We start from the raw sequence: 21,496 nt of genomic DNA on the forward strand, positions 1-21,496 counted from the left end.
CTGAATCATCTTCGGGTTCCTGTTGTGTTTCAACCCTTCTTTTTCGCGTGACCCGTGGCCAGCTTTTCCAAAAAAGAGCGGCAGCGCTCTAGATATCGCCAGTTGGGGCTGATTGGGCAGGGGCAATTCGGTCGGGTGTTTTGCGCGGTGCATCGGCAAACGGGGCAACTGGTCGCCCTCAAAAACCTGGAGCGACAGCGCTTCCCGACCCACAAGTTTCTGCGCGAACTGCGCTTTTTGCTGACGCTCCAGCACGAAAACATCGTCACCTGTCAGGCGCTAGAGCATACTGCCACGGGTCGCTATCTGGTGATGGACTATTGCGAAGGGGGGACGCTTCGCAGCTTGTTGAACGAAGACCATCGGCTGCACCCTGCCCAAAGCCTGAAGCTGGTAGCGGATATGCTAGCGGGGCTAGAACATGCCCACAGCCAGGGCATTGTGCATTGCGATATCAAGCCAGAAAATATCCTCCTCAGCGTGGAGCGGTGGGGCTGGACGGCCCGCATTTCAGACTTTGGCATTGCGCGGCTGCGGCAGGAATTGGCGGAGTCGCCGTCGGGGGGTGGAAATACAGGTTCTCCCGCCTATATGGCCCCGGAGCGGTTTTACGGACAATATTCCCCTGCGGCGGATCTCTATTCCGTCGGCATTTTGCTGTTTGAACTGCTGGCGGGTTATCGTCCGTTTTCGGGCACGCCAACGGAGCTAATGTCGGCTCATCTGAATCGGCCGCTGGTGCTGCCGGACTCGATTCCGGCTGTCTTTCATCCGCTGCTGTCGAAAGCGCTGCAAAAGCTGGCGGCGAGGCGATTTTCTAATGCGGGCGAGATGTGGCGATCGCTCGTGCAATCTGCCACCGACTATGGGTTGGGTAATCTCAACTGGGATGGGCGCTGCCCGCAGGGATCGCTTTGCGAATCGCGCTCGATGACGATTTCCCCGGCGCTGCCCACTGTTTCTCCTGTCCAGCCCCTAAAGCTCCTGCCGTGGCGATCGCGCTCCGTTATGACCCTAGAGCAGCCGACCACCGCGCTGGCGATCGCTCCCAGCCGGGGAACGCCACTGTTCCAGCCTTTTCCAGAAAGGGTAGAAACCTACCGAGCCAGTGGCGATCGCGTCTCGTTCCAGACCCACCTCACCGAGGTCTGGCCCAGCCCCCTGGCAGACGTTGACCCACCGGCTGCTGTGCAATTGCCGCAGCCTATTCGGGCATTGCAGGTGCGGCCGCAGGGCTGTTTTGCGATCGCCGCTCAGGCTATCTATTTGCTAGATGTGCCGCCTAGCGATGCAAATCAGCCCTGGCGCTGTCAGACCATTGCCCAAACGGAGCAGGATTGTCTGGTGGCGATCGAGGCGGCGGGGCGATGGCTGGCGATCGCCGCTCCGTCGGGGGATGGTGCAGCGGGTTCCCTAACGCTGCGATCGCTGCCTGATGGGGCCGCGTTGGGGCAGCACCCAACCTCCCTGTGGACTGCGCCAAACCCCATCCCGCTGCCAGTCCCCGCCGATCATCGTCGGCAATTGCTGTATGTGGCGGCGCTGGACGGGCGGCATCTGGTGCTGGTGTCGCAGATTTTGAGAGGCAATACTCACCTTGAAACCTGGCTGGAGGTGTTTAACCGACGGGGCGATCGCCTGGGCTGCCTGACGCTACCTGTGCGTTTGGGCCATATCACCGCCGCCTCCGACCCCTATCGCCTAGTCGCTTGCGATGCAGACGACCCCAACGCGCTGCTGATGATTGACCTGAAGCCATTTCGGGTGGTGCGGCTGGGTGTGGAAATTGTGCCGAAGTTGCTTGCGGCGGCGAACTGGGGCTATGTGCTGGCCAGCGCTGCGGGCGATCTGCTGCTGCTGGACGACCTGGGACAACCCGTTGGGCGGTTTCAGGGCCCTGCCTCACCTGTGGCGATCGCCCTGTTTGCTACCACAGGCATCCTCCTGGCAACCCAGACCGAAGCCCAATCCCAACTTCATTTGCTCAACCTGAAGGAAATGGATACGGATTTGATGTTTTGAATGTTCTTAATGGTCTGAAGCTTTTGAATCTGGTGTTTTGCAGAGGACTGCCAGCCAGAGCCTGCTAATCTAAAATCTTGGGCACTGTATCAGCGTGCCTGAAGGGTCAGCGTGCCTGAAGGCCGCTGTAGATGCAATTTGCCGCAGTCCTAAAGCCGCTGAATTGGCAGCCCAACATCGCAAATCCAAAATCTAAAATCCAAAATCTAAAATCGATACCAAAGGCACTCAGAAAGTCAATCAGCAATGGCACTCCAGGTCTACGGAATTCCTAACTGCGGAACTTGCAAAAAGGCGATCGCCTGGCTCGATCGCAACGCAGTCGAGTACGAGTTCATCAACACCAAAGAAACCCCACCCACCCAAGCGCAAATTGAGGACTGGATCGCGGCGCTGGGGTCAAAGCCGATGCGAAACACTTCAGGGCAGTCCTACCGGGCGCTGGGCGAGAAAAAAGACACCTGGGACGACGCAGACTGGGCCAAAGCCTTTGCCGCAGATGCCATGCTGCTAAAGCGACCGCTGTTTGTGAAAGACGGCAAGGCCGTGATGGTGGGATTCAAGGCGGCGGAGGCCGTGGTGAAGGAGACGCTGGGCGTGTAGGAGCGTGATGGAAGAACGTTACGAGACGCGATGTGCAACTTTCAATCTGCCCTCATCCCCTGCCCCCTTCTCCCGACTTGGGAGAAGGAGAGCAAGAGAGGGTTGAAGTCCCTCTCCCGCTCTGTGCTTCTTCATCTCCACACCCCGTTACCCCTCTTTTCCCATCGCTTTGATATCCACGCTGCGCCACAGATACCAAGCGGCGATCGTGCGGTAGGGTCGCCACGGTTCGGCGATTTGCAGCATGGTGTTCTTGTTGGGCAGGTCGGGCAGGCTGTAGAGCAAGCGCATTCCGTTGCGAATGCCCAAGTCGTCTACAGGCAGCACGTCCCAGCGGTGCAGCCGAAAGATCAACAGCATTTCCGCAGTCCATTTGCCAATGCCCTTGACTTGGGTCAGCGTGCGGATAATTGCATCAGCCTCCAGTTGCTCCAGATCCTCTAGGCTGGGCAGCCCGTCCAGCACTTTTTGCGCCAGGTCTTTGACGTACAGCGTCTTGGCGCGAGATAGCCCCGCACCCCGCAACACCTCGTCCGGCGTAGCCAGAATTTCGGCAGCCGTGGGGTGCGGCGTGTGGGGATAGAGTGCCAAAAAGCGGCGGTGAATGGTGCCTGCGGCTTTGCCGGAAAGCTGCTGGTAAATGATGGATTCCGCTAGAGATTCCAGCAAATCGCCTGTCTGCCGATCGTGCCAGAGGGTGCAGGGGCCGCTGCGCTCGATTGTCGCTGCCAGGATGGGATCAGCCGCTTGCAAATGGGCGATCGCCCTTGAATAGTCCATCTTAATCGTTTCTTGTAATTACTCAACCCAATAGCCAATCGAACTGATGTGAGGTAAGGGCACGAGAAATGGCATCAAAGGCAGAAATGCCCTGACGCTTTGCAGTATTGACCAGCGAACGCACCTGAGCGAATAACTCTGCTCCCCAGTCTGAGCGGAATCCGTTGGTCACCTTGCGAAAGATTACACTCCAGCGCAACGCCTGTTCACTCGCATTATTAGTCGGCGGGATTGCCTCATCGGTCAGAAACAGTAACAGATGAGCGCGAATCTTCTGATAGCGTTTGAGCAACCTTTGTCCCTCGACTGATTTGGGCTGCAAGTTGAGAAGCTCTCGGAGTGACCCACGCAATCGAGCGCAATACTGTTCGACGGTCGAGGTGGCAAGGATCTGTCGTCGCCGTTGCAAGGCGATGGCTTTGAGCAACAGCCGTTTCATCCGGGGCGCAAACAAATCATCCCCTGCATCAATCGCATACTGACAATCACGCAGTTGATGCGCTAGACATACTTGCCAGTCTTGGGCCGGATGGGCTGCCTGAGCACTGAATAAGTCAGACACCCAAATCTGCGGTTGATGCCCAGCCATCACGGTATCAATGACCGTTTTGCCACGAGTGGGACGAATCCCATGCAGACACACCTGGTCGTTTTGAAACACCCATTCCCACTGGTTTTTCCCATTCACCCGCGCCCCGGTTTCATCCCTACCAACTAGCCGAGCACTGCGTAAACGTTCCACGATCTTGGCAATTGGAGTTTCTAGCTGCCCCTGCACCCGTTGCAAGAGATTGGCAATGGCTCCTTCCGACAGCTTTAGACCGTAAAGGTCGCCCATCAAGTGGCTCAACCGTTGGTAGCTGATCGCATGGCTGTAGCGTAGATAGGTGACTAGACTCGCAACACTCGTACCAAAGGGAGACCCTGGCTCTAATCCGACTGGAACCGGAGCCTCATACGCCTTTTGGCAACACTGACAAGTCCCACCGTAGCGTTCAACTCGGGTGATGTGAGGGGTCAATCGGGGCAATTCAATGCGCTCGTAAATCCCACTCAATCGCTGCATTGATAAGTCAACTTCGACCCCACAGTGGGGACAGCTTTTAGCTTGGGCTATCACCACTTGATCTGGTTGTTGGCTCAATGTCCGCCCACCGTTGCGGTGATGCCTCGTTTCCTCACCCTTGACGGAAGTTGATTGAACACGGCTCTGATTGGGCTTAAAGCCTTGAGATGGAGGCAGACTCGAATTCTTTGACGTTTTCTTGACCCGTTTTTGCTTCAGCCTTTCCACCTCCGCTCGCAACGTTTGCAACTCCTGCCACAGCCCGCCTATCAGGGCATCCTTTTCGCTATGGCTCAGTCCATCGAGGGAGGGCAGTTCCTTCATGGCAAAAGCTTATCATCTTCTGCTATGGCCCTGCTCAGGTCAACCTAGTTGAGCAATTACGAAAACGCGTATATGCCAGAAAGTGTCTTCACAGCCTGGACGGAATCATAGGCTTTGGCTGACGGATTTGATCGGCAGTGCTTTTGATTACGCTGGCAATGGGCACGGCCACCAGCAGCCCCAGCACGCCGCCAACCTTGCCGCCGAGAAACAGTGCTGCAATCAGCCAGATGGGGTTTAGCCCAATGGTTTCGCCCATCAGTCGGGGCGACAGGAGAGTGTCGTTAATCTGGCCAATGGCAATCGCCGTAATCAGCACCCGCACGCCCTGCCCAAAGTCTTGCAGCGCCACAATGATACTAATCACCACCGTGGCCACCGCACCGCCGTAGGGAATCAGCGTTGCAACCCCCATCGTCACGCCAAACAGAACCGCGTAGGGCACCCCCCACACCAGCAGCCCCACGGTCTGCGCCACGCTAAGAATGCCCGCCAAAATCGCCTGCGTGCCAAAGTAGCGGCGAAAGGTGGTCTGGATGGAGTCTTGCAGCGTTTCGTTCCAAGGTGCGGGCAGCCAGCTAAAGATGCCGTCCCAGGCCGCCTCACCACCTACAAGGATGAAAATCGTCAGCACGATAAAGAACAGCACATTGATCAGGCTGGTGATGGTTTCAGTCAAAATGCCCAGCAGCTTGCTGCCCGCAATTTGAAACACGCTGCCCAATTGGTTGATTGTCTGATTCAGCAGGTCAGAAAGCTGGATCGGCAAGTTTTGGGCGATCGCCCATTCCTGCAACGCCCGCAGTTGCAGCTTGCCAGAGTCGATCAGTTGCGGCAGGCTGGCTACTAGAGCGCTCAACTGTTGCAGCAGCAGCGGGCCAAGCGTCACCGCCACCAGCGTCAGCACCAGCAGCGAAACACTGAGAACAAGGGCGATCGCCCAGCCACGCAGCACCCCCCGCTTCTGCAACTCCTGAACCGGAATATCCAGCAGAAATGCAAAAATTGCTGCCGAACCCAACACACCCACAAACGGGCTGAGATAGTCCAGCAGCAACAGCAATAGCCAGAGATTGAGAAACCCCAGAGGAAACAAAATCCACAGCCGCAGCCAACCCGGAAGAGCTTTGAAGGATGCAAACATGAATGCCAGAGATACGTAAAGGGAATGATTCTCTACAATCTTGCATCATTCTCAGCAGAGAAGGGGATAGGGATTTTGGATTTTGGATTGCCGATTTTGGATGGTCGGTGTCGGCTGTTCATTCCCGATTCTGTCAGGACTTACGCACTTGCGATAATCTCTTTGGGTTTTGGACAATTTCTCGCGGGCTGCGCCCGCGAGAAATTGTCCAACTGCGTAGGCCCTATCTGTAAAGACTCTGGGAGATCGAAAGGGCGATCGCACGACGGGTCAATCCCCGACTGCGGAATAGGCTGCTGCGTAATAGGCTACGGCTTCGGCCTACAGCCGCACTTCCTGATCGCCCACGGGTTCGCTCACCTTTTCGGCTAGGGCTTGGCGGGCGACGCGGGTCACATATACCGTCACCGCTGCCGTTGCGATAAAGCCAATTATCCGAATTGCCCACTGCACCGCCGCATTTGTGGGCTGACCTTCGCTGCCGATTCGCGCCAAGTCACCCGCCAGCGAGCCGAGGTAGACATACATAATAGTGCCAGGGATCATTCCAATCGACCCCAGCGCGTAGTCCCGCAGCGAAACCCCCGTCACGCCAAAGGCATAGTTCAGCAGATTGAAGGGAAACACAGGCGAAAGCCGGGTCAAAAGCACGATCTTGAAGCCCTCACGGGCAACGGCACCATCAATTGCGGCAAATTTCTGGTTTCCTGCAATTTTCTGGCTAATCCAGCCCCGTGCCAGATAGCGACCCACCAGAAAAGCGGCGATCGCCCCCAGGGTTGCGCCAATCAACACATACACCGACCCCAGCACCACACCAAACACCACACCCGCACCCAGCGTCAGAATAGAACCGGGTAAAAAAGCCACCGTCGCGACAATATAAATGGCAACAAACACCAGTCCGCCCACCACGCCCAGCCCGTCGATCCACTGCAAAGCATTTCTTAGCAACTCCTGGGGATGAAAACCGCCAGAATTCGCCGCGTCTTGGGCAAGCACTGGCAAACTGAGCAGAAAAGGGGCGATCGCGCTCATGACAAACCAAACCATCCGTTGCAACGCTCGATTTCGTCGGACTGATCGTAAAACCATCATAGGGTGTCCTTTTGCCTTAGCAGGCGAGTGGAGGAGAGGAGCATCGGGGAGTGGATTTTCGATTTTGGATTTTGGGTGAGCAGTCTACCAATCTAAGAGGGTGTTTGAAAAGGTATCGCCTGTAATGTTAAGCCCTCAGAGATCCCCCCTAGTCCCCCTTAACAAGGGGGGAAACCGCCTTAAAGTCCCCCTTTTTAAGGGGGATTTAGGGGGATCTTGCACGCTTTGCTACAAACAGTAGGACTTTTCAAATATCCTCTAAAATCGCCAATCTAAAATCCAAAATCGACGTATTTTCCTAGCTAAACTTCGTCAACAGCTTCAAGAATGCCTGCGTGCGGGGCGTGAGCAGCGTGCGGCGATAGGCATCGGCGGCTTTTTTGATGCCTTCGGCCTGCGTGGGATAAGGATGAATCACGCCAGAGAGGGCGCTGAGTCCCTGTTTGGTGGCGATCGCCAGCGTCACTTCGCTAATCATTTCCCCAGCATGACGCGCCACAATCGTCGCCCCCAGGATTTGATCGGAGCCGCGCTTGTGCATAATTTTCACAAATCCATCGGTTTCGCCATCTGCCAGGGCCCGATCGACCGAGGAAAAGGGAATTTTCAGGGTGTTGGTGTCAAATCCTTTGGCCTGCGCCTCCCGCTCGTACAATCCAACGTGAGCAATTTCGGGATCAGTGTAGGTCACCCACGGCATCACCAAACTGCTGAGCTTGCCGCGCCCCAGTCCAAACGGGGCAAACAGCGTGTTTTTAATCACAATGCGGGCGGCGGCATCGGCGGCGTGGGTAAACTTCCAGTCCATACAAATGTCGCCAGCGGCGTAGATGCGCGGGTTTGTGGTTTGCAAATAGTCGTTGACCTGAATGCCCCTGCGTGGGTCATACTTCACGCCCACCGCCTCCAAGTTCAGCCCTTCCACATTGGGCGCACGACCCGCCCCCACCAGAATTTCGTCCACCACAACCTTATGCACTGTTCCGTTTTGGCTGTATTGGATCACCTTACCCGCGCTGGTTTGCTCCACCTGCTCCAGCTTGCAATCCAGAATTAGCTGCATCTTTTCTCGAAGAAACTGCTGCTGCACGATTTCGGCAGCATCGGCATCTTCGCGATCCAGCAGATGCGAGTTTTTGTGCAAAATTGTCACTTGGCTGCCCAGTCGGTGAAACGCCTGCGCCAGCTCACAGCCAATGGGGCCGCCGCCGATCACCGCTAGCCGATTGGGGCGTTCGGTGAGCGAAAAAACGGTTTCATTTGTCAGGTGGCCCGCTTCGGCCAATCCAGGCACTTTGGGACGAACAGCCCGCGCCCCCGTCGCAATGACGGCTTTTTTGAACCGGAGCTGCACGCCATTGACGGCGATCGCCCCCTCATTCACAAATTCTGCGCTTCCCAAAAACACGTCGATACCGAGTTTACGAAAGCGATCCGCCGAGTCATGATGGCTAATCCCCGCACGAATCTTTCGCATCCGCCGCATCACCGCCGCAAAGTCCACCTCAACTTGCTCAGGCGGATGAACACCAAACGACATCGCATCCCGGATGTCAGCCGCTGCCCGCGAGGAACGAATGATGCACTTCGACGGAACACAGCCCACATTCAAACAATCTCCCCCCATCAGGCTGCGCTCGATCAGCGCCACCTTCAGCCCCAGCCCCAGCCCTGCGGCCCCTGCGGCCACCACTAGCCCTGCCGTTCCCGCGCCAATCACCACCAGGTCATACATGGCGGCGGGCATTGGGTTCATCCAGTCGGGCGGATGGACGTAGGACAGGAGCGACTGATTATATTCATCCAGCGGCTGAAGCGCGGGTTCCTGGCTAATGAATTGAGTCATGGCTAGAATCTCTAGGTGCAGGAAAGGGAGAGGAGGACGGGCTTTGTGGGAGGCTTTGTGAGAGGCTTTGTGCAAGGCTTTGACGGAGCGATCGCCGAGCAATGCGCGTAATCTGAACCGTGACCGCAATCGTGGCAAACAGGCCCAAAAGCCTGACGCTCCCATACGCTACCCGCATGGAAAGACTGACCTCTTCAGGCATATCAAGGGGCATATCAAGGGGCATATGCAGCGCCGCAACGTCGCCAACCAACGATCCAAAATAAACATACAGGAAGGTGCCTGGGATCATCCCCAGGGAACCGATCACGTAATCCTTAAGAGAGACACAAGTGATTCCGAACAGATAATTCAGCAAGTTAAACGGAAACAGAGGCGAGAGGCGCGTTAAAAACACAATCTTTAGCCCCTGCTGGGCGATCGCCGCATCGATTGCTTGGAACTGAGGATGCGCCTGAATCCACTGGCAGATCCAGCCCCTAGCGACATAGCGCCCAATCATGAAGGCAAACACCGCGCCCAGCGTTGAGGCAAGCAGCACATATACCGTGCCCCACACAATGCCATACAGCGCCCCACCCCCCAGGGTCAGCAGCGATGCCGGAATGAACAGCAGCGTCGCCAGATTGTAAATCAGGATAAAGGCGAGAATGCCCGTAGTCCCTAGATTTTTGACCCATAGCAAGAAATTGGCTAGCAAAACGGGGAGGTTAACGTGCTGAGTGGCGATCGCCAATGCAGCAGACAAACTCAGCCCCAGCATCGCCAGCAGCCAATATCTGGATTTCCGAATGGGCGATCGCCTCATGGGTACTCGAACGGGTCTGATTCTACAAGCGGTACAACCCGTTGTACGACGTTATAGCCTGGAAGGTTTTCAGATTTCTGAAGATAAGCTGAGTTTTTGCCAATGGTTTGAAACAAACAGAAAAGCCAAATATTGGCAGCCTCAAAGCCACCAAGTGCAGTCAGGCAATCTGAGTTAGAAAATCGAGTCAGCAAACCAAGTTAGATAAGCCTGAATAAACAAGGAAGCCTCTCTTGCTTGCTCTCCTTCTCTTACGTCGGGGAGAAGGGTTTGGGGAATGAGGGCAGATTGAACGCTGCACATCACGTAGCTGCACACCACGTAGCTGCACATCACGTATTAAGTAAATAGACCAGATTAAAAAACAGATCCTGAACCCTGCGCCGCCCGCGCAGCGGGCGGCGCAGGGTCTTTGGGTTTTATATTTATTAATGTCCACCTACTTAGAAAGCCTGATTCCGCCAGCCAAACCCGGCGGTCGTCCTTGCAATGTTTCCGAACGGGCAGGAGCAAAACTGGCTTTGGCTCACTTGAAACAAGTGCGTCACTAGGCCGCTTTAGCGCACGATGGGCGACGAATCCCGTTCACCAGGCAACTCTTGCGGCCCGCGCTCTCCTGGGGAACCGGGTTCGCCACGCGGGCCCTGGGGGCCGGGTTCACCGGGGAGTCCCTGGGGGCCGCGCTCTCCTTGGGGGCCGGGTTCGCCAGGGACTCCTCGTTCGCCTCTAGGGCCAGGCGGGCCGACAGGGCCGATGGGCCCAGATTCACCGGGAATGCCCTGTGGCCCTTGGGGCCCCGGCGGGCCGGGCACGGCAGGAAGGGCGCGGATATCTTGCCGCAGTTGGTCGAGTTCCTGGTTGAGCGTGTCGATTTGCTGGGTAGCGCTGTTGCAAAACTGGTCTGGGTCGGGCGGCGGCGACACCAGGGCCGTGGCGGCGGCGGTGGCGCGGGTCACGCCTTCTGCCAGTCCGTAAAAAATGAGGCCCAGAATAGCGAGGTTGGCGATCGCCACGCCCCAGTTTCCCGTTTTGAAGTTGAAGTGAATGTAGCGAATGTAATCCCCGCCCACCTGGATCAGATTTTTGCCTGCATGGGCAACCTGGGCAGCGGCGGGATCGGGCGCTGGGGGTTTGGTTTGCATGAGCGTTTCCTCCCGTTGGGGCAATGGTTGCGGGAAACAGTCGCGTCTGGCGGGTTTCTAAGGGGACGACTAGGGAGACGGCAGGGGAGACGGTTCGGCGGATGGGGAGGCGGGCTGAACCTGCTGCTGGGACGGGTTGCCGCCTTCGTTGTTGCCAAAGACCACATTCAGCCCCCAGGCGAGTCCGCCCAGAGCCAGCAGCCCAATCAGAAAAAAGACGAAATTGTAGTTGGTCGTCGTGGTGGTGGTCATGTTGCCGCCGACTTGGGTGACGTTTTTTCCACCCGTCGCGGTCATATTGGCGCGGTCTGGGGTCGGCTCTTGTGGAGAAGGATGTGCCATAAAAGTCTGTTGAACTCGACAGGACGTGTGACGATCGCGAATTCAGGCATGGCGCTGGCAAAAATGCATCCCGCGTTCAGTCCATTCTTAAGTCCATTCTGGAAACGGGAAGTGGGCGATCGCATTCCCCCTGGGGCTACTTTGGGAGAGCCACGTCGAAGCGGATGCTCTCCAAGGATTCAGATATCTCTTAGCCAGATTTCAGTCAGATCTCAGGTGGGCTAGCTAGATTCGTGCAAGACCTGCCAGGACTCGATAGAATGCTCACAGTTCATCTAGTGCTGTCAGCTTGTCCGCAGCGTGCGGGCGGGGTGGCGGCTTATTTGTCTAGCCGTTTTGGTTAACCATTCAAGCTTTTTAATTGAACATTTCCCCATGAGTGATTACTATCAAGCCGAACATTTGCCCAATTTTGGTCAGGTGGCAGAGGGTAGCCCTGAGCTAGCGAAAAAGTTTTTTGACTATTACGGCGCAGTATTTGCAGATGGGGCGCTGTCGGCACGGGAAAAGGCGCTGATCGCGCTGGCGGTGGCCCATGCTGTGCAATGCCCCTACTGCATTGATGCCTACAGCAAAGAAAGCCTCCAGCAGGGCGCAGATCTGGAACAGATGACGGAGGCACTGCACGTGGCGACGGCAATCCGGGGCGGCGCATCGCTCGTACATGGAATGCAGATGCTCGACCACGTTAAGCAGTTGGCCATGTAGGGCAAGTTTGAAAAGGGAAGTTTGACCATGTTTGATGATGCTGAATTGACCCCTGCGGGCGCATCGGGGGCAATCGCCGCTCGGATTTCGCAAGCGCTGGATCTGGAGAATAACAGCGCTGGCCCAAAGCCCACGACCTCTTTGCTAAGGCGGCGATCGCCCTTGGCTAACCCTCAGCAGCAGCTACAGACGCTAGAGTCTGTACCCCTAGAGGGCGATTCCCGTAGGGATCGCTTCGCGAATCGCGCTGACTTTGCCGCCCGATTGCAGCAGCACGGCTGGCCCTCGCTCCGGCCGGCGACTTTGGAAATTTTTCAAATTAACGTCGGCAAGCTGTGCAACATGACCTGTCGCCATTGCCACGTCGATGCGGGCCCCGACCGCCACGAGGTGATGTCCCGCGATACGATCGAGGTCTGCCTCCGCGCCCTCGACCAAACCACCGCCCACACGGTAGACATCACGGGCGGCGCACCGGAATTAAACCCACACTTTCGTTACTTAGTAGAGGAATGCGTGCAGCGGGGCAAGCATGTCATCGACCGCTGCAACCTCACCGTGCTGCTGATTCCCAGCCTGCAAGATTTGCCCGAATGGCTGGCGGAACGGGGCGTAGAGGTGGTCTGTTCGCTGCCCCACTATCGCCAGTTCAACACCGACAGCCAGCGCGGCGACGGCACCTTCGAGAAATCCATCGAGGCGCTGCGGCGGCTGAATGCAGCGGGCTATGGCCAGGGGGATGCCAAGCGGCGGCTGACGCTGATGTCTAATCCGGTTGGAGCGTTTTTGGCGGGCAGCCAGGTCAAGATGGAGCAGGAATGGAAGGCTGGCTTGCTAAAGAATCACGGCGTAACCTTCGATCGCCTGATCGCGTTGAACAATATGCCCATTTCTCGCTATCTGGAGTGGCTAGAGCAGTCGGGCAATCTGAAGCGCTATCTGGAAGTGCTGGTGAATGCGTTTAACCCAGCGACGATTTCCGGGCTGATGTGTCGCAATACGCTGTCGATTTCCTGGGATGGCCGCCTGTTTGATTGCGACTTTAACCAAATGCTGGAGTTGCCCGTACAGCTAGCGGGCGATCGCCCCGCCACGGTTCACGACTTTCATCCCGACTTGCTGGCGCAGCGAGAAATTGTGACGGCGAGACATTGCTTTGGCTGCACAGCCGGGGCAGGCAGCTCCTGCGGCGGCGCGATTGAGTAGGGGCTTTGCGACCAGAGAAGCGCTCAGGCTACCACCAGCGATCGCCCCAGCGGAAAAACTCTGGGCGATCGAAGTGGAACCGACCAAAGCCGAGAAACTGTCCGTGGGCGCTGCCGCCGTCTGGTTCTGGCGGAAAGGCGACCACGCGGAACAGATAGGTGCCGTCTAGCTGGGGATTTCGCCTGGGGCGCAGGGCCAGGGTAGCAGTGGTTCCTGGCGGCAGGGGCGGATCGAAGACGACCGCAAGGGTCTGGGTATCGCGGTCATAGGCCACGGAACCAAGGGATAGGCGATCGCCCCTCCGGTTTCGCGTGCCCACAAACGCACTAGTCGCCTCCAGTCGATAACTTTAGTTTGGACTAATGGTGAAGAGGAAGGCAGTCAATGAGAAGCACCGACTGCCGTAAGGTCAATGAAGTACAACCAACATTGACCCCATGATTTTCAACGAACTTCAGCAATTTCGCCAAACGTTGTATGCCAGCTTGGGAAACGCCAGAGATGCCCTGTTTGATCTGATGGATGCCGTGTTAGTGAGTGCGTGCATCGTGTCGTTTGTGAGGCTATCGCAGAGTCCTGTCTTTCGTCGCCAGTGGTCGAGCACCTATGAAGCGTTGCGCGATAGCCGCCTACCCCGATCAAAGGTGCTGAAGCTGTTGGTGCAGCAGATACCGACTCAGCAGCAACCGTTGTTGGCAGGTGATGCGAGTCGGTGGAACCGTCCTGCTGCCAGGCGTTTGAAAGACCGCACCTTATCAGGCAGAACAGGACATGCCCCGATAGCCGGACAAAACTACAGTACCTTAGCCTGGATTGCTGAAGACAGGGGCAGTTGGGCATTACCATTGCGGCATGAGCGCATCACCAGCTTTGAAACACCCGCCAGTAAAGCGGCATTCCAACTCAAACAAGTGACTCGGCAGTTAGCGGTGCGTCCGTTGGCGATCTACGACCGAGGGTACGGCAATGCCAGTTTTGTCAACCAAACGGCAGGGATTGAGGCAGACTTGCTGCTGCGGGTTACATCCAATCGATGTGTCTATGGCGCGCCCCCAGCGTATCGAGGGCGAGGCGCACCTGCCAAGCATGGACATAAGATGAAACTCAATGACCCTGACACTTGGAGTGTCCCGGTCGAAACCGTTGAAGTCGATGATCCCAACTGGGGACGAGTGCGGGTCAGTCGTTGGAGTGCATACCATTTCCGCAAATCCCCCAAACGGGCAATGGAAGTGTTGCGCGTGGAGGTGCTGGAGACACAGAGCAGCACGCGACGCTTGGCTCCTTTGTGGTTAGTTTGGCTGGGTGAGCAGATGCCTCCGTTAGAAACCCTGTGGTTGCACTACCTCCGTCGCTTTGCCATTGAACACTGGTATCGCTTTGCCAAGCAGAGGCTATATTGGACACATCCCCAGTTCAGTTCTGTATCGGCAACCGAACAGTGGAGCAGCCTGATGCCGTTGCTCAGTTGGCAGTTGTGGTTAGCGCGAAAGGACTGTACTGACCACCCCTTGCCCTGGCAGGCACCGCAAGAAACGTTGACTCCGGGTCGGGTCGCACAAGCGTTTGCAGGCATTTTGGCAGCGATTGGCACCCCTGCTCCTGCGCCTAAACCTCGTGGTAAATCGCCAGGACGAGGCAAGGGGCACAAGCCAACTCCTCGTCCCTGCTATCCGATGGTCAAAAAACGAGCCTCGAAACGCAAGACATCCGAACAATCCCTGAACAGTCCGGTTGCAACAGCAGCTTAACTGCGAGCAGGATTGTATCCAATTCCTTAAGTTCAACTGTTATGAACGGTTGAGCAGATTCTTTATGGCATCCTGTTGAGCATTATTGTGATGCCAGTTAGTCCAAACTAAAGTCGATAATCAACCCGGCGGGCAAAGGTGCCGCTGTCGCGCTGCTCAATCGTGACTCGTTGCAGGGGTTCGCCTGCATTTGGCGGCAGCGTCACGGTGAAATAGTAGGTCGGGTTTGGCGCAAAGGTCGTCGTGCGGGTTGTGCCATAGTCGGTCAGGCTGGGCGGCTGCTCGAAATATACTGTGCCGTCTGCCAGTTGCACTGCTGTTGCGGCGAGTGGGGTGGACAGGGCGAATCCGGATGGGAGGGCGATCGCCAAGAGGGCCCCAGCCCAGCTCGAAATGTTCGGTTTCATGAGGCGTTTCCATGCAACACTCCCTTCGATTGTACGCAGAAGGCAGGGCGTGTCGATTTTGGATTTTAGATTGGCGATTTTGGCTTGCCGTCAAGCAGTTGCGGCGTTTCCAGCCATGTCGTTGGTGGAGGCACTGGGAAAAATTGCCAGAACGTACAAAAAACTCCGCCATCCTCAAAAGGGAGAGTGGCGGAGCAGGACGAATCAACTCAAGCTATCTTGCAAGGATTAATCGGCAGAACTAATACAACTGAACGTAGTCTCGTTATCCCAGCGTCACTTTCACGACCTTGTTCTTTTCGGCTTCCACCTTGGGCAGGGTCAGGTGCAAAATACCGTCTTTGTATTCCGCAGATACCTTGTCGTTCTGGATGCGGCTGGGCAGCGGCACGACGCGGCTAAACGAGCCATAGCGGAACTCAGAGCGCTTAATGCCGTTTTCTTCAGTGTGGGTTTCCGACTTGCGTTCGCCTTTAATCGCAACCGCATCAGCAGTCACCTGAATGTCCAGATCTTTGGAATCTACACCCGGAATTTCGGCCTTTAGCACCAGTGCGTCGGGCGTTTCTTGTAGCTCGATTGCGGGCGCGATGCGGAGTCCCGCTTTGCGATCGCCCTCCAGATTAAACACATCCAGCAGTTCGTTCATGTCTCTTTGCAGGGTTTCTAATTCACGGAAAGGAACCCAATGAACTAATGCCATATTGCTCATCTCCCTCAGAGTATTGTCAGAGTACGGGTGTTTCTTCAGTCCCTCATTCTGGTTTCTTGCGGGACTTACTGACACTCCTAATCTATCGAATTCAAAATTTGAGTGAGTTCGGTTTTCAAGACGGTAGAGGATCGTCTTTCCTTACCGGGTTGGAGGATAGGTACAAAGCGGACTTTACAGAGGCGATCGCCCATCAGATCCGCATAGCTACGAGAGCCAGCCCTCCCAGAATCAAGGCCGAAAGTGACAAAAGGCTTCCCACTCAGTAGTTTCCTCTTACTGCTCTACGTAAATTCTGTGGAATAAACGTTTGTATTTAATTAAGGGCGATCGCTCCGTATTTAAGCTAATGAATCTGCTGATAGAAGCCTCAAAAAGACCGCTAAAACAAAATCCCTTCTTCGTTAAAAATCGCTTTACATAGTGTCCTTTCTTTATGGGTCGAAGTGCATCCTACTAATACAAGGGGTGCGAAGGATCAATTTTGCAGAATTGGTTCGCCTAAGCACGCAGCGAAGCAAGCTGCAACGAACTCACTAGCGCACAAGAGCATTCTTTAACCTATGAAACTGAAAGCGTTTAAAACATTTCTCTGCACTGCGGCAACGCTCGGCGTTCTAGCCTTCACTGGGTCGCAGGCCCAAGCCTTCCAGGTTGGCGGCTGGAATTACACGATTGACTCATTCAACGATGGCACCGAGTGGGATGCCCAAAACAGGCGCTTGGTCGTTGGGCAAAACAGCGATTTCGAGTTCTTTGGCATGGCGTTTCGGGTTCTAGAAGATCGCGTGGTCTTTGCCATCAACTCGAACCTGTCTCTCAATGGCTACGACCTCAACGGCGCACGGAACAACAAGATCAGCTACGGCGATCTGGTGCTGAACTTCACCAACACCGCAAGCTTCAATGCTGCCCAGAGCAACCTGTTCGCGATTCGGTTTGACAGCACTAACGACACGAATGTGAGGGTGGTAACCGAAACCCAAACCGTAGACAGCAGAGGCCGGGTCAGAACAACGAGAACCACGCAAATCAGCCCCTTGGGCCTGTACGGCGGCGTGACCACGACTAGCCTGACCAGCGTTAACTCTGGCTTTAGCAGCCACCAGCAGCACGCAACCGAAGTAGCGAAGGTGGGTGGATTTGCGTCTCTAGGCGACTTGGCAGCGAACAATTCCTACTTTGGCTACAACACTGCGGCCCAGACCAACATGAAGTCTGGCAACTACTTGGGTGGCATCAACATGCTGGCGGCGGCTGACCTAACGGGGCTGGGGCTAAACTTTGGTCAGTTCAATGCAACGGGTAACTACACCTTCGGTTTCAGCGTGGATCGGAGCCTGCTGCCCGTAGGCGACTTCATCGCGAGCCTGTTTGCAGAGTGCGGCAACGACGGCATCGTGATGGCGGGGTCTACCGCTGTGCCCGAACCGACGACAATGGCCGGAACGGCGATCGCCGCTGGGTTGATGTACGCTCGTCGCCGCAAAAAGCAAGAAGCCTAAATGACCGTTCACTGTTCCCTGTTGATGAACGATTGACTACACGAGATCCCATTGGTAAAGCCCCGCAATGCGGGGCTTTCTGTTTGAGAACTTGCTCTTTGATATCGGTTAATCGCGATTCGCGATTTGAGACTGGCGATTTAGGATTTTCGATTTTGGATTGCCAAATTCTCAGAGCAAAATTCTCAGAGCAAAATTCACAGCCCAAAACCCACAGCCCAAAACTCACAGCCCAAAATTCACGATGCGCCCAAAGCTGTCAGGTGTCAGGCTAGCCCCACCCACCAGAACGCCGTCAATTTCTGGCTGAGCCATGATGACATCAATATTATCTGGCTTGACCGAGCCGCCATATTGAATCGGCACGTCGGGGTTATCGATTTGCTCACGGATTAGCCCAATCACGCGGTTCGCTTCGTCGGGTTCGCAGGTGTCGCCCGTGCCAATCGCCCAAATCGGCTCGTAGGCAATCACCAGGTTGGACTGATCCACATCCACCAGATCATTCTCAAGCTGGTTAAAAATAAACGGCTCGGTTTGCCCCGTAGACCGCTGCTGCTTGGTTTCCCCCACACACAGAATCGGCGTAATGCCAAACTCTTGAGCGGCTTTCAGGCGCAGGTTCACCGTGTCGTCTGTTTCGCCAAAATACTGCCGTCGCTCGCTGTGGCCAACGACGACGTAACGCACACCTGCTTCTGCTAACATCGGCCCAGAGATTTCCCCCGTGTAGGCTCCTTCGGCAGCCCAATGAATGTTTTGCGCTCCAAGGCGAATCCGACTCCCGTGCAGGTTTTTGGACAAGAGCCAGAGATCGGTATAAGGGACGCAAAGCACGACCTCCCGATCGTCGGGCGTTTCCGTCAGATGCTTCAAAAACCCTTGCAGAAACTCTTGCGCTTCTGCCTGAGTTTTGTACATTTTCCAGTTGCCAGCAATAACCTTTTTTCGCACAGGGGTCTTCTTGAAAACAGCACATCAAATCCGAGCATTCTCCAGTCTAAAACGGAATGGTATCCCTGGCGTACAATACGGGCAGATCACTCAGGGGAAAACGAACGTACTGCATGGCCCGCACGCCAACCCTCAAGTTTGACCGGGGCACTTTGATTTTGCATCCGCCGCCCAGGGGCAAAGCCTGGGTGGATTTTGCGACCTGGGATGACCGGGTGGAGCGATTTCGGATTCCTGCTATGCAGTATCGTCCTTTGGTGGAGCGGCTGCGGGCGGAGGGCACGACGTTTGACGATGAGGCAAAAGCGTTTGAGCCGATCGCCCTGAATGCGGCCTTTGAGCGGCAGCCCTATCCACACCAGCAGGAGGCACTGGCCGCGTGGCAGGCGGCCGGGCGACGGGGGGTGGTGGTGCTGCCGACCGCAGCGGGCAAGACCTATCTGGCGCAGATGGCGATGCAGGCAACTCCGCGCAGCACGCTGATCACAGTGCCGACGCTGGACTTGATGCACCAGTGGTATGCTCATTTGCTGGCGGCGTTTCCCGATGCAGAGGTAGGCTTGCTGGGGGGAGGATCGCGCGATCGCACGTCTGTCCTAGTTGCCACCTATGACAGCGCGGCGATTCATGCAGAGTCTCTGGGCAATCGCTATGGGCTGCTGATTTGCGATGAGTGCCACCATTTGCCCAGCGACTTTAACCGGGTCATTGCAGAATATGCGATCGCCCCTTATCGCCTGGGCCTGACCGCTACGCCCGACCGCAGCGACGGCCGCCACGCTGATTTGGACACGCTGTTGGGGCCAGTGGTCTATCGCCGCACGGCGGAGGAACTGTCGGGTCACGCGCTGGCGCACCATGAAATCGTGCAGGTGAAGGTAAAGCTGTCGCAGCAGGAGCGCGATCGCTACACGGCGCTGATTGCAACCCGCAATGCATTTCTGGAGCGGCATAGGGTGTTTTTGGGCAGCCTGTCGGGCTGGCAGCAGTTTGTGCGGCTGAGTGCCCAGTCGCAGGCGGGGCGGCGGGCCATGCTGGCACACCGGGAGGCAAGGGCGATCGCGCTCGGCACAGAGGGTAAACTGCGGGTTCTCACCGATCTGCTAGCACAGCACTACCCCGACCGCACGATTGTCTTTACCAACGACAACGCCACGGTTTACCGAATTTCCAGGGAATTTCTGATTCCGGCGCTGACGCACCAGACCCCCGTGAAAGAACGCCACGGCATCTTGCAAAAGTTCCGCGAGGGCACGTATCAGGCGCTAGCCGTGTCCCATGTGCTGAATGAAGGCGTAGATGTGCCCGATGCCCGCGTGGCCATTATCCTGTCGGGCACGGGGTCGAGCCGGGAGTATATCCAGCGGCTGGGGCGGGTGCTGCGCCGGGGCGACGGCGACAAGCAGGCAATTCTTTACGAAGTAGTGGCAGAGGAAACGACGGAAGAAGGCGTATCGCGCCGCCGCCGTGCCCAAACGGGTCAGGGGCGATCGCCCCAGTTGGAGCTATTGCCCCCCGCGTCGCCCCCAGTCTCACCCTACGAAAAGTTTCTCCAGCCCACGCGCAAAGCCGCAGAGCCGTCGGGTTCCTATCAAGCAGAGCCTCAGCCTGATCCAGACGACGACGTGTGGTAGCGCGGCATGGTGCAACGAAGAACTCACGCCATATCGCAACGCCGAGCGCTACACCAACTGATGCTGCTCTTGCTCAAGCTGGCGAACTAGCGTGTCGTCCCCCTTAGCCCGTGCCACTTCCAGACGACGCTGCAACCGCTCCATCAGGTATTGGTGATGCACCTTTGCCAATTCTTGCTGATCGATCAGGCGGGCGTGAGCATGGGCGATCGCGTGGTGTGCCTGAGGATGGGCAGCCGGACGCACCACCCGCCCCATCGAATTTACTTCGCCCGTCTCGGTTGTTTGATAGGCTACGCCACGATACTGCAACCGATTGACGGGCTGGGGCACAGGCACATGACGGGGATAGCTAAAGTGAAGCTCCCGTCCACGGTAGAGTCCGACGGAGCCAGAGTCTCGCATCTGCATAGGAGGGACAGGCTCCTGCTCATAGTCGTGACCCCGATACGTTAATCTCATCTGTTCCTCCTAAAGAATTTTGTCGAATGTTTGTCAAGCTTTGGGCTGCCAGTGACCCTTAGGAAATCTGTACTGGCTGAATTACTGGCTGGATTAACTGAGAGTCTGTATGAGAGTGTGTATTAGTACGCCGCTGAACCACTTGAGGGTGCTGGGGGAAGCCAGACCCAGAGGGACGATCGCCCTCTTGTCAAGATTCCGTTCGAGAGATTCCGTTCGAGTCTATTAACCAAATTTGCGGTCTAACTGTTTGCTCTGCAACATAGCTATAGCCTTTCAATCTGTATTTTAAGCTACCGTTTGAAGGAAATGTCAAGATTTAGCTAAATTTAATTTCTGCCTATTGCCACCGATTTCCACCCCTCTTTGGCCCCGTGCGAAGGAAGTGCCATTGAGGAAAGTTAAGGCGTGTGTGGGGCGATCGCCCAAAAGTTAAGGATCATCTCTGCCAAAACTCCCTAACTTTTCTGTATCGACCCGCCCAGGGAAACAGCATAAAACTAGGACATAAAGCAACACGCCAGATAGCCCCCACCGCATCTTTCCTGGCTCACTCTCAAGGAGACACAACCATGCAACTCACTTACCGCTCTGTCAACTATGCCTACACCGCTGCCCAGCTTGAGGCATCCCGCCAGGCCAACCTGGCATCGATGGATCTGACCCATCGCGGCGCAAAGGTTCACCCAGCAGCCCCCTCCGCCACACGCTCGCCTGGATTCCCCTTGAAATATCGCGGTGTCGCTTACGGCAGCTAGGCGGTTAGCGCAACCCCACCGCTTCATCTCCAAAACTAGCCCCAGAACTGATCCGCAAAATTTCCAGCAAACCTAAACCCGTCCCGTTGAACGCGCATTGAGTAAGCCCCCCTCAGCGCAATGCCCCCATGTTTCAGGTTTGCTTTTTTCTTAAAACTCCTTCCCGCTCCCGGATATCGACAGCAATCGACAGCATTCGCACACGTAGCGTATTTTAGCGTACT

General features: G+C 56.1%; 21 protein-coding genes. 8 read left to right on the top strand and 13 right to left on the bottom strand.

Going from position 1 to position 21,496, the window contains the following annotated elements:
• The first annotated feature begins 54 nt into the window (after positions 1-54).
• Together HPC62_RS16490 and HPC62_RS16495 are read left to right on the top strand one after the other, a co-directional pair.
• Positions 55-2,022: a serine/threonine-protein kinase gene (locus HPC62_RS16490; protein ID WP_172357462.1), complete on the top strand. Its 1,968-nt coding sequence runs from the start codon at positions 55-57 to the stop codon at positions 2,020-2,022.
• A gap of 246 nt (positions 2,023-2,268) precedes the next feature.
• Positions 2,269-2,625 carry a Spx/MgsR family RNA polymerase-binding regulatory protein gene (locus HPC62_RS16495; protein ID WP_172357464.1) on the top strand — a complete coding sequence of 119 codons (357 nt, stop codon included), beginning with the start codon at positions 2,269-2,271 and terminating at the stop codon, positions 2,623-2,625.
• Positions 2,626-2,772: 147 nt separating this feature from the next.
• On the opposite strand, the gene HPC62_RS16500 is transcribed toward HPC62_RS16495, so the two are convergent.
• The 8 genes from HPC62_RS16500 to HPC62_RS16535 form a co-directional block, all read right to left on the bottom strand.
• Entirely contained in the window at positions 2,773-3,405 is a 633-nt protein-coding gene (locus tag HPC62_RS16500; RefSeq protein ID WP_172355171.1) for a DNA-3-methyladenine glycosylase family protein, read from the bottom strand.
• A 22-nt stretch (positions 3,406-3,427) separates the two neighbouring features.
• Positions 3,428-4,795, bottom strand: coding sequence for an IS66 family transposase (gene tnpC, locus HPC62_RS16505; protein WP_172357466.1), 1,368 nt, complete (start codon positions 4,793-4,795; stop codon positions 3,428-3,430).
• An 88-nt stretch (positions 4,796-4,883) separates the two neighbouring features.
• Positions 4,884-5,939 (bottom strand): AI-2E family transporter, encoded by a 1,056-nt coding sequence (locus HPC62_RS16510; protein ID WP_172357468.1) that lies wholly within the window; start codon positions 5,937-5,939, stop codon positions 4,884-4,886.
• A gap of 321 nt (positions 5,940-6,260) precedes the next feature.
• Positions 6,261-6,977: a TVP38/TMEM64 family protein gene (locus HPC62_RS16515; protein ID WP_390820378.1), complete on the bottom strand. Its 717-nt coding sequence runs from the start codon at positions 6,975-6,977 to the stop codon at positions 6,261-6,263.
• Positions 6,978-7,335: 358 nt separating this feature from the next.
• The gene (locus HPC62_RS16520; RefSeq protein ID WP_172357470.1) at positions 7,336-8,883 is read right to left on the bottom strand and encodes a mercuric reductase; all 1,548 of its coding nucleotides are present in this window, start codon (positions 8,881-8,883) and stop codon (positions 7,336-7,338) included.
• Positions 8,867-9,691, bottom strand: coding sequence for a TVP38/TMEM64 family protein (locus HPC62_RS16525; RefSeq protein ID WP_172357472.1), 825 nt, complete (start codon positions 9,689-9,691; stop codon positions 8,867-8,869). The genes HPC62_RS16520 and HPC62_RS16525 overlap by 17 nt, the downstream gene beginning before the upstream one ends.
• A 557-nt stretch (positions 9,692-10,248) precedes the next feature.
• Positions 10,249-10,833, bottom strand: a complete 585-nt coding sequence (locus tag HPC62_RS16530) for a collagen-like protein (RefSeq protein ID WP_172357474.1) — start codon at positions 10,831-10,833, stop codon at positions 10,249-10,251.
• Positions 10,834-10,902: 69 nt separating this feature from the next.
• Complete coding sequence (locus HPC62_RS16535; protein ID WP_172357476.1) at positions 10,903-11,175, bottom strand: hypothetical protein; 273 nt, start codon at positions 11,173-11,175, stop codon at positions 10,903-10,905.
• Between the two features lie 375 nt (positions 11,176-11,550).
• Between HPC62_RS16535 and HPC62_RS16540 the strand changes: the two genes are divergently transcribed.
• Positions 11,551-11,883 (top strand): arsenosugar biosynthesis-associated peroxidase-like protein, encoded by a 333-nt coding sequence (locus HPC62_RS16540; RefSeq protein ID WP_172357478.1) that lies wholly within the window; start codon positions 11,551-11,553, stop codon positions 11,881-11,883.
• Between the two features lie 27 nt (positions 11,884-11,910).
• Positions 11,911-13,089, top strand: coding sequence for an arsenosugar biosynthesis radical SAM (seleno)protein ArsS (gene arsS / locus HPC62_RS16545; RefSeq protein WP_172357480.1), 1,179 nt, complete (start codon positions 11,911-11,913; stop codon positions 13,087-13,089).
• Positions 13,090-13,117: 28 nt separating this feature from the next.
• Here arsS and HPC62_RS16550 read toward each other — a convergent pair whose 3' ends face one another.
• Entirely contained in the window at positions 13,118-13,408 is a 291-nt protein-coding gene (locus HPC62_RS16550; RefSeq protein WP_216655273.1) for a DUF2808 domain-containing protein, read from the bottom strand.
• A gap of 118 nt (positions 13,409-13,526) precedes the next feature.
• Here HPC62_RS16550 and HPC62_RS16555 point away from each other — a divergent pair, with 118 nt between their 5' ends.
• On the top strand, positions 13,527-14,840 hold the full coding sequence (locus HPC62_RS16555) for an NF041680 family putative transposase (protein WP_172353244.1): 1,314 nt from the start codon (positions 13,527-13,529) through the stop codon (positions 14,838-14,840).
• Positions 14,841-14,947: 107 nt separating this feature from the next.
• Here HPC62_RS16555 and HPC62_RS16560 read toward each other — a convergent pair whose 3' ends face one another.
• Together HPC62_RS16560 and HPC62_RS16565 are read right to left on the bottom strand one after the other, a co-directional pair.
• A complete protein-coding gene (locus HPC62_RS16560) occupies positions 14,948-15,247 on the bottom strand; it encodes a DUF2808 domain-containing protein (protein ID WP_172357482.1) in 300 nt (99 codons plus the stop codon).
• Positions 15,248-15,512: 265 nt separating this feature from the next.
• Positions 15,513-15,950: an Hsp20/alpha crystallin family protein gene (locus HPC62_RS16565; RefSeq protein WP_172357484.1), complete on the bottom strand. Its 438-nt coding sequence runs from the start codon at positions 15,948-15,950 to the stop codon at positions 15,513-15,515.
• A gap of 572 nt (positions 15,951-16,522) precedes the next feature.
• Between HPC62_RS16565 and HPC62_RS16570 the strand changes: the two genes are divergently transcribed.
• The gene (locus tag HPC62_RS16570) at positions 16,523-17,464 is read left to right on the top strand and encodes a PEP-CTERM sorting domain-containing protein (RefSeq protein WP_172357486.1); all 942 of its coding nucleotides are present in this window, start codon (positions 16,523-16,525) and stop codon (positions 17,462-17,464) included.
• 225 nt (positions 17,465-17,689) lie between these two features.
• Here HPC62_RS16570 and tpiA read toward each other — a convergent pair whose 3' ends face one another.
• Positions 17,690-18,418: a triose-phosphate isomerase gene (gene tpiA, locus HPC62_RS16575; RefSeq protein ID WP_172357488.1), complete on the bottom strand. Its 729-nt coding sequence runs from the start codon at positions 18,416-18,418 to the stop codon at positions 17,690-17,692.
• A 113-nt stretch (positions 18,419-18,531) separates the two neighbouring features.
• Here tpiA and HPC62_RS16580 point away from each other — a divergent pair, with 113 nt between their 5' ends.
• Entirely contained in the window at positions 18,532-20,052 is a 1,521-nt protein-coding gene (locus HPC62_RS16580) for a DEAD/DEAH box helicase (RefSeq protein WP_172357490.1), read from the top strand.
• 48 nt (positions 20,053-20,100) lie between these two features.
• Here HPC62_RS16580 and pirA read toward each other — a convergent pair whose 3' ends face one another.
• Positions 20,101-20,514, bottom strand: a complete 414-nt coding sequence (gene pirA, locus HPC62_RS16585; protein ID WP_172357492.1) for an arginine synthesis PII-interacting regulator PirA — start codon at positions 20,512-20,514, stop codon at positions 20,101-20,103.
• Positions 20,515-21,086: 572 nt separating this feature from the next.
• On the opposite strand from pirA, the gene HPC62_RS16590 reads away from it, so the two are divergent.
• On the top strand, positions 21,087-21,272 hold the full coding sequence (locus HPC62_RS16590; RefSeq protein WP_172357494.1) for a DUF4278 domain-containing protein: 186 nt from the start codon (positions 21,087-21,089) through the stop codon (positions 21,270-21,272).
• Positions 21,273-21,496: the final 224 nt, after the last annotated feature.

The sequence above is a fragment of the Thermoleptolyngbya sichuanensis A183 genome (genome assembly GCF_013177315.1).
Taxonomy (GTDB): domain Bacteria; phylum Cyanobacteriota; class Cyanobacteriia; order Elainellales; family Elainellaceae; genus Thermoleptolyngbya; species Thermoleptolyngbya sichuanensis.

What these genes read in the sequence shown, in the direction of transcription:
- HPC62_RS16495 (WP_172357464.1), top strand. Translation starts at nt 2,269, where the DNA reads ATGGCACTCCAGGTCTACGGAATTCCTAACTGCGGAACTTGCAAAAAG.
- HPC62_RS16500 (WP_172355171.1), bottom strand. Translation starts at nt 3,405, where the DNA reads ATGGACTATTCAAGGGCGATCGCCCATTTGCAAGCGGCTGATCCCATC.
- tnpC (WP_172357466.1), bottom strand. Translation starts at nt 4,795, where the DNA reads ATGAAGGAACTGCCCTCCCTCGATGGACTGAGCCATAGCGAAAAGGAT.
- HPC62_RS16510 (WP_172357468.1), bottom strand. Translation starts at nt 5,939, where the DNA reads ATGTTTGCATCCTTCAAAGCTCTTCCGGGTTGGCTGCGGCTGTGGATT.
- HPC62_RS16515 (WP_390820378.1), bottom strand. Translation starts at nt 6,977, where the DNA reads ATGAGCGCGATCGCCCCTTTTCTGCTCAGTTTGCCAGTGCTTGCCCAA.
- HPC62_RS16520 (WP_172357470.1), bottom strand. Translation starts at nt 8,883, where the DNA reads ATGACTCAATTCATTAGCCAGGAACCCGCGCTTCAGCCGCTGGATGAA.
- HPC62_RS16525 (WP_172357472.1), bottom strand. Translation starts at nt 9,691, where the DNA reads ATGAGGCGATCGCCCATTCGGAAATCCAGATATTGGCTGCTGGCGATG.
- HPC62_RS16530 (WP_172357474.1), bottom strand. Translation starts at nt 10,833, where the DNA reads ATGCAAACCAAACCCCCAGCGCCCGATCCCGCCGCTGCCCAGGTTGCC.
- HPC62_RS16535 (WP_172357476.1), bottom strand. Translation starts at nt 11,175, where the DNA reads ATGGCACATCCTTCTCCACAAGAGCCGACCCCAGACCGCGCCAATATG.
- HPC62_RS16540 (WP_172357478.1), top strand. Translation starts at nt 11,551, where the DNA reads ATGAGTGATTACTATCAAGCCGAACATTTGCCCAATTTTGGTCAGGTG.
- arsS (WP_172357480.1), top strand. Translation starts at nt 11,911, where the DNA reads ATGTTTGATGATGCTGAATTGACCCCTGCGGGCGCATCGGGGGCAATC.
- HPC62_RS16555 (WP_172353244.1), top strand. Translation starts at nt 13,527, where the DNA reads ATGATTTTCAACGAACTTCAGCAATTTCGCCAAACGTTGTATGCCAGC.
- HPC62_RS16560 (WP_172357482.1), bottom strand. Translation starts at nt 15,247, where the DNA reads ATGAAACCGAACATTTCGAGCTGGGCTGGGGCCCTCTTGGCGATCGCC.
- HPC62_RS16565 (WP_172357484.1), bottom strand. Translation starts at nt 15,950, where the DNA reads ATGGCATTAGTTCATTGGGTTCCTTTCCGTGAATTAGAAACCCTGCAA.
- HPC62_RS16570 (WP_172357486.1), top strand. Translation starts at nt 16,523, where the DNA reads ATGAAACTGAAAGCGTTTAAAACATTTCTCTGCACTGCGGCAACGCTC.
- HPC62_RS16580 (WP_172357490.1), top strand. Translation starts at nt 18,532, where the DNA reads ATGGCCCGCACGCCAACCCTCAAGTTTGACCGGGGCACTTTGATTTTG.
- pirA (WP_172357492.1), bottom strand. Translation starts at nt 20,514, where the DNA reads ATGAGATTAACGTATCGGGGTCACGACTATGAGCAGGAGCCTGTCCCT.
- HPC62_RS16590 (WP_172357494.1), top strand. Translation starts at nt 21,087, where the DNA reads ATGCAACTCACTTACCGCTCTGTCAACTATGCCTACACCGCTGCCCAG.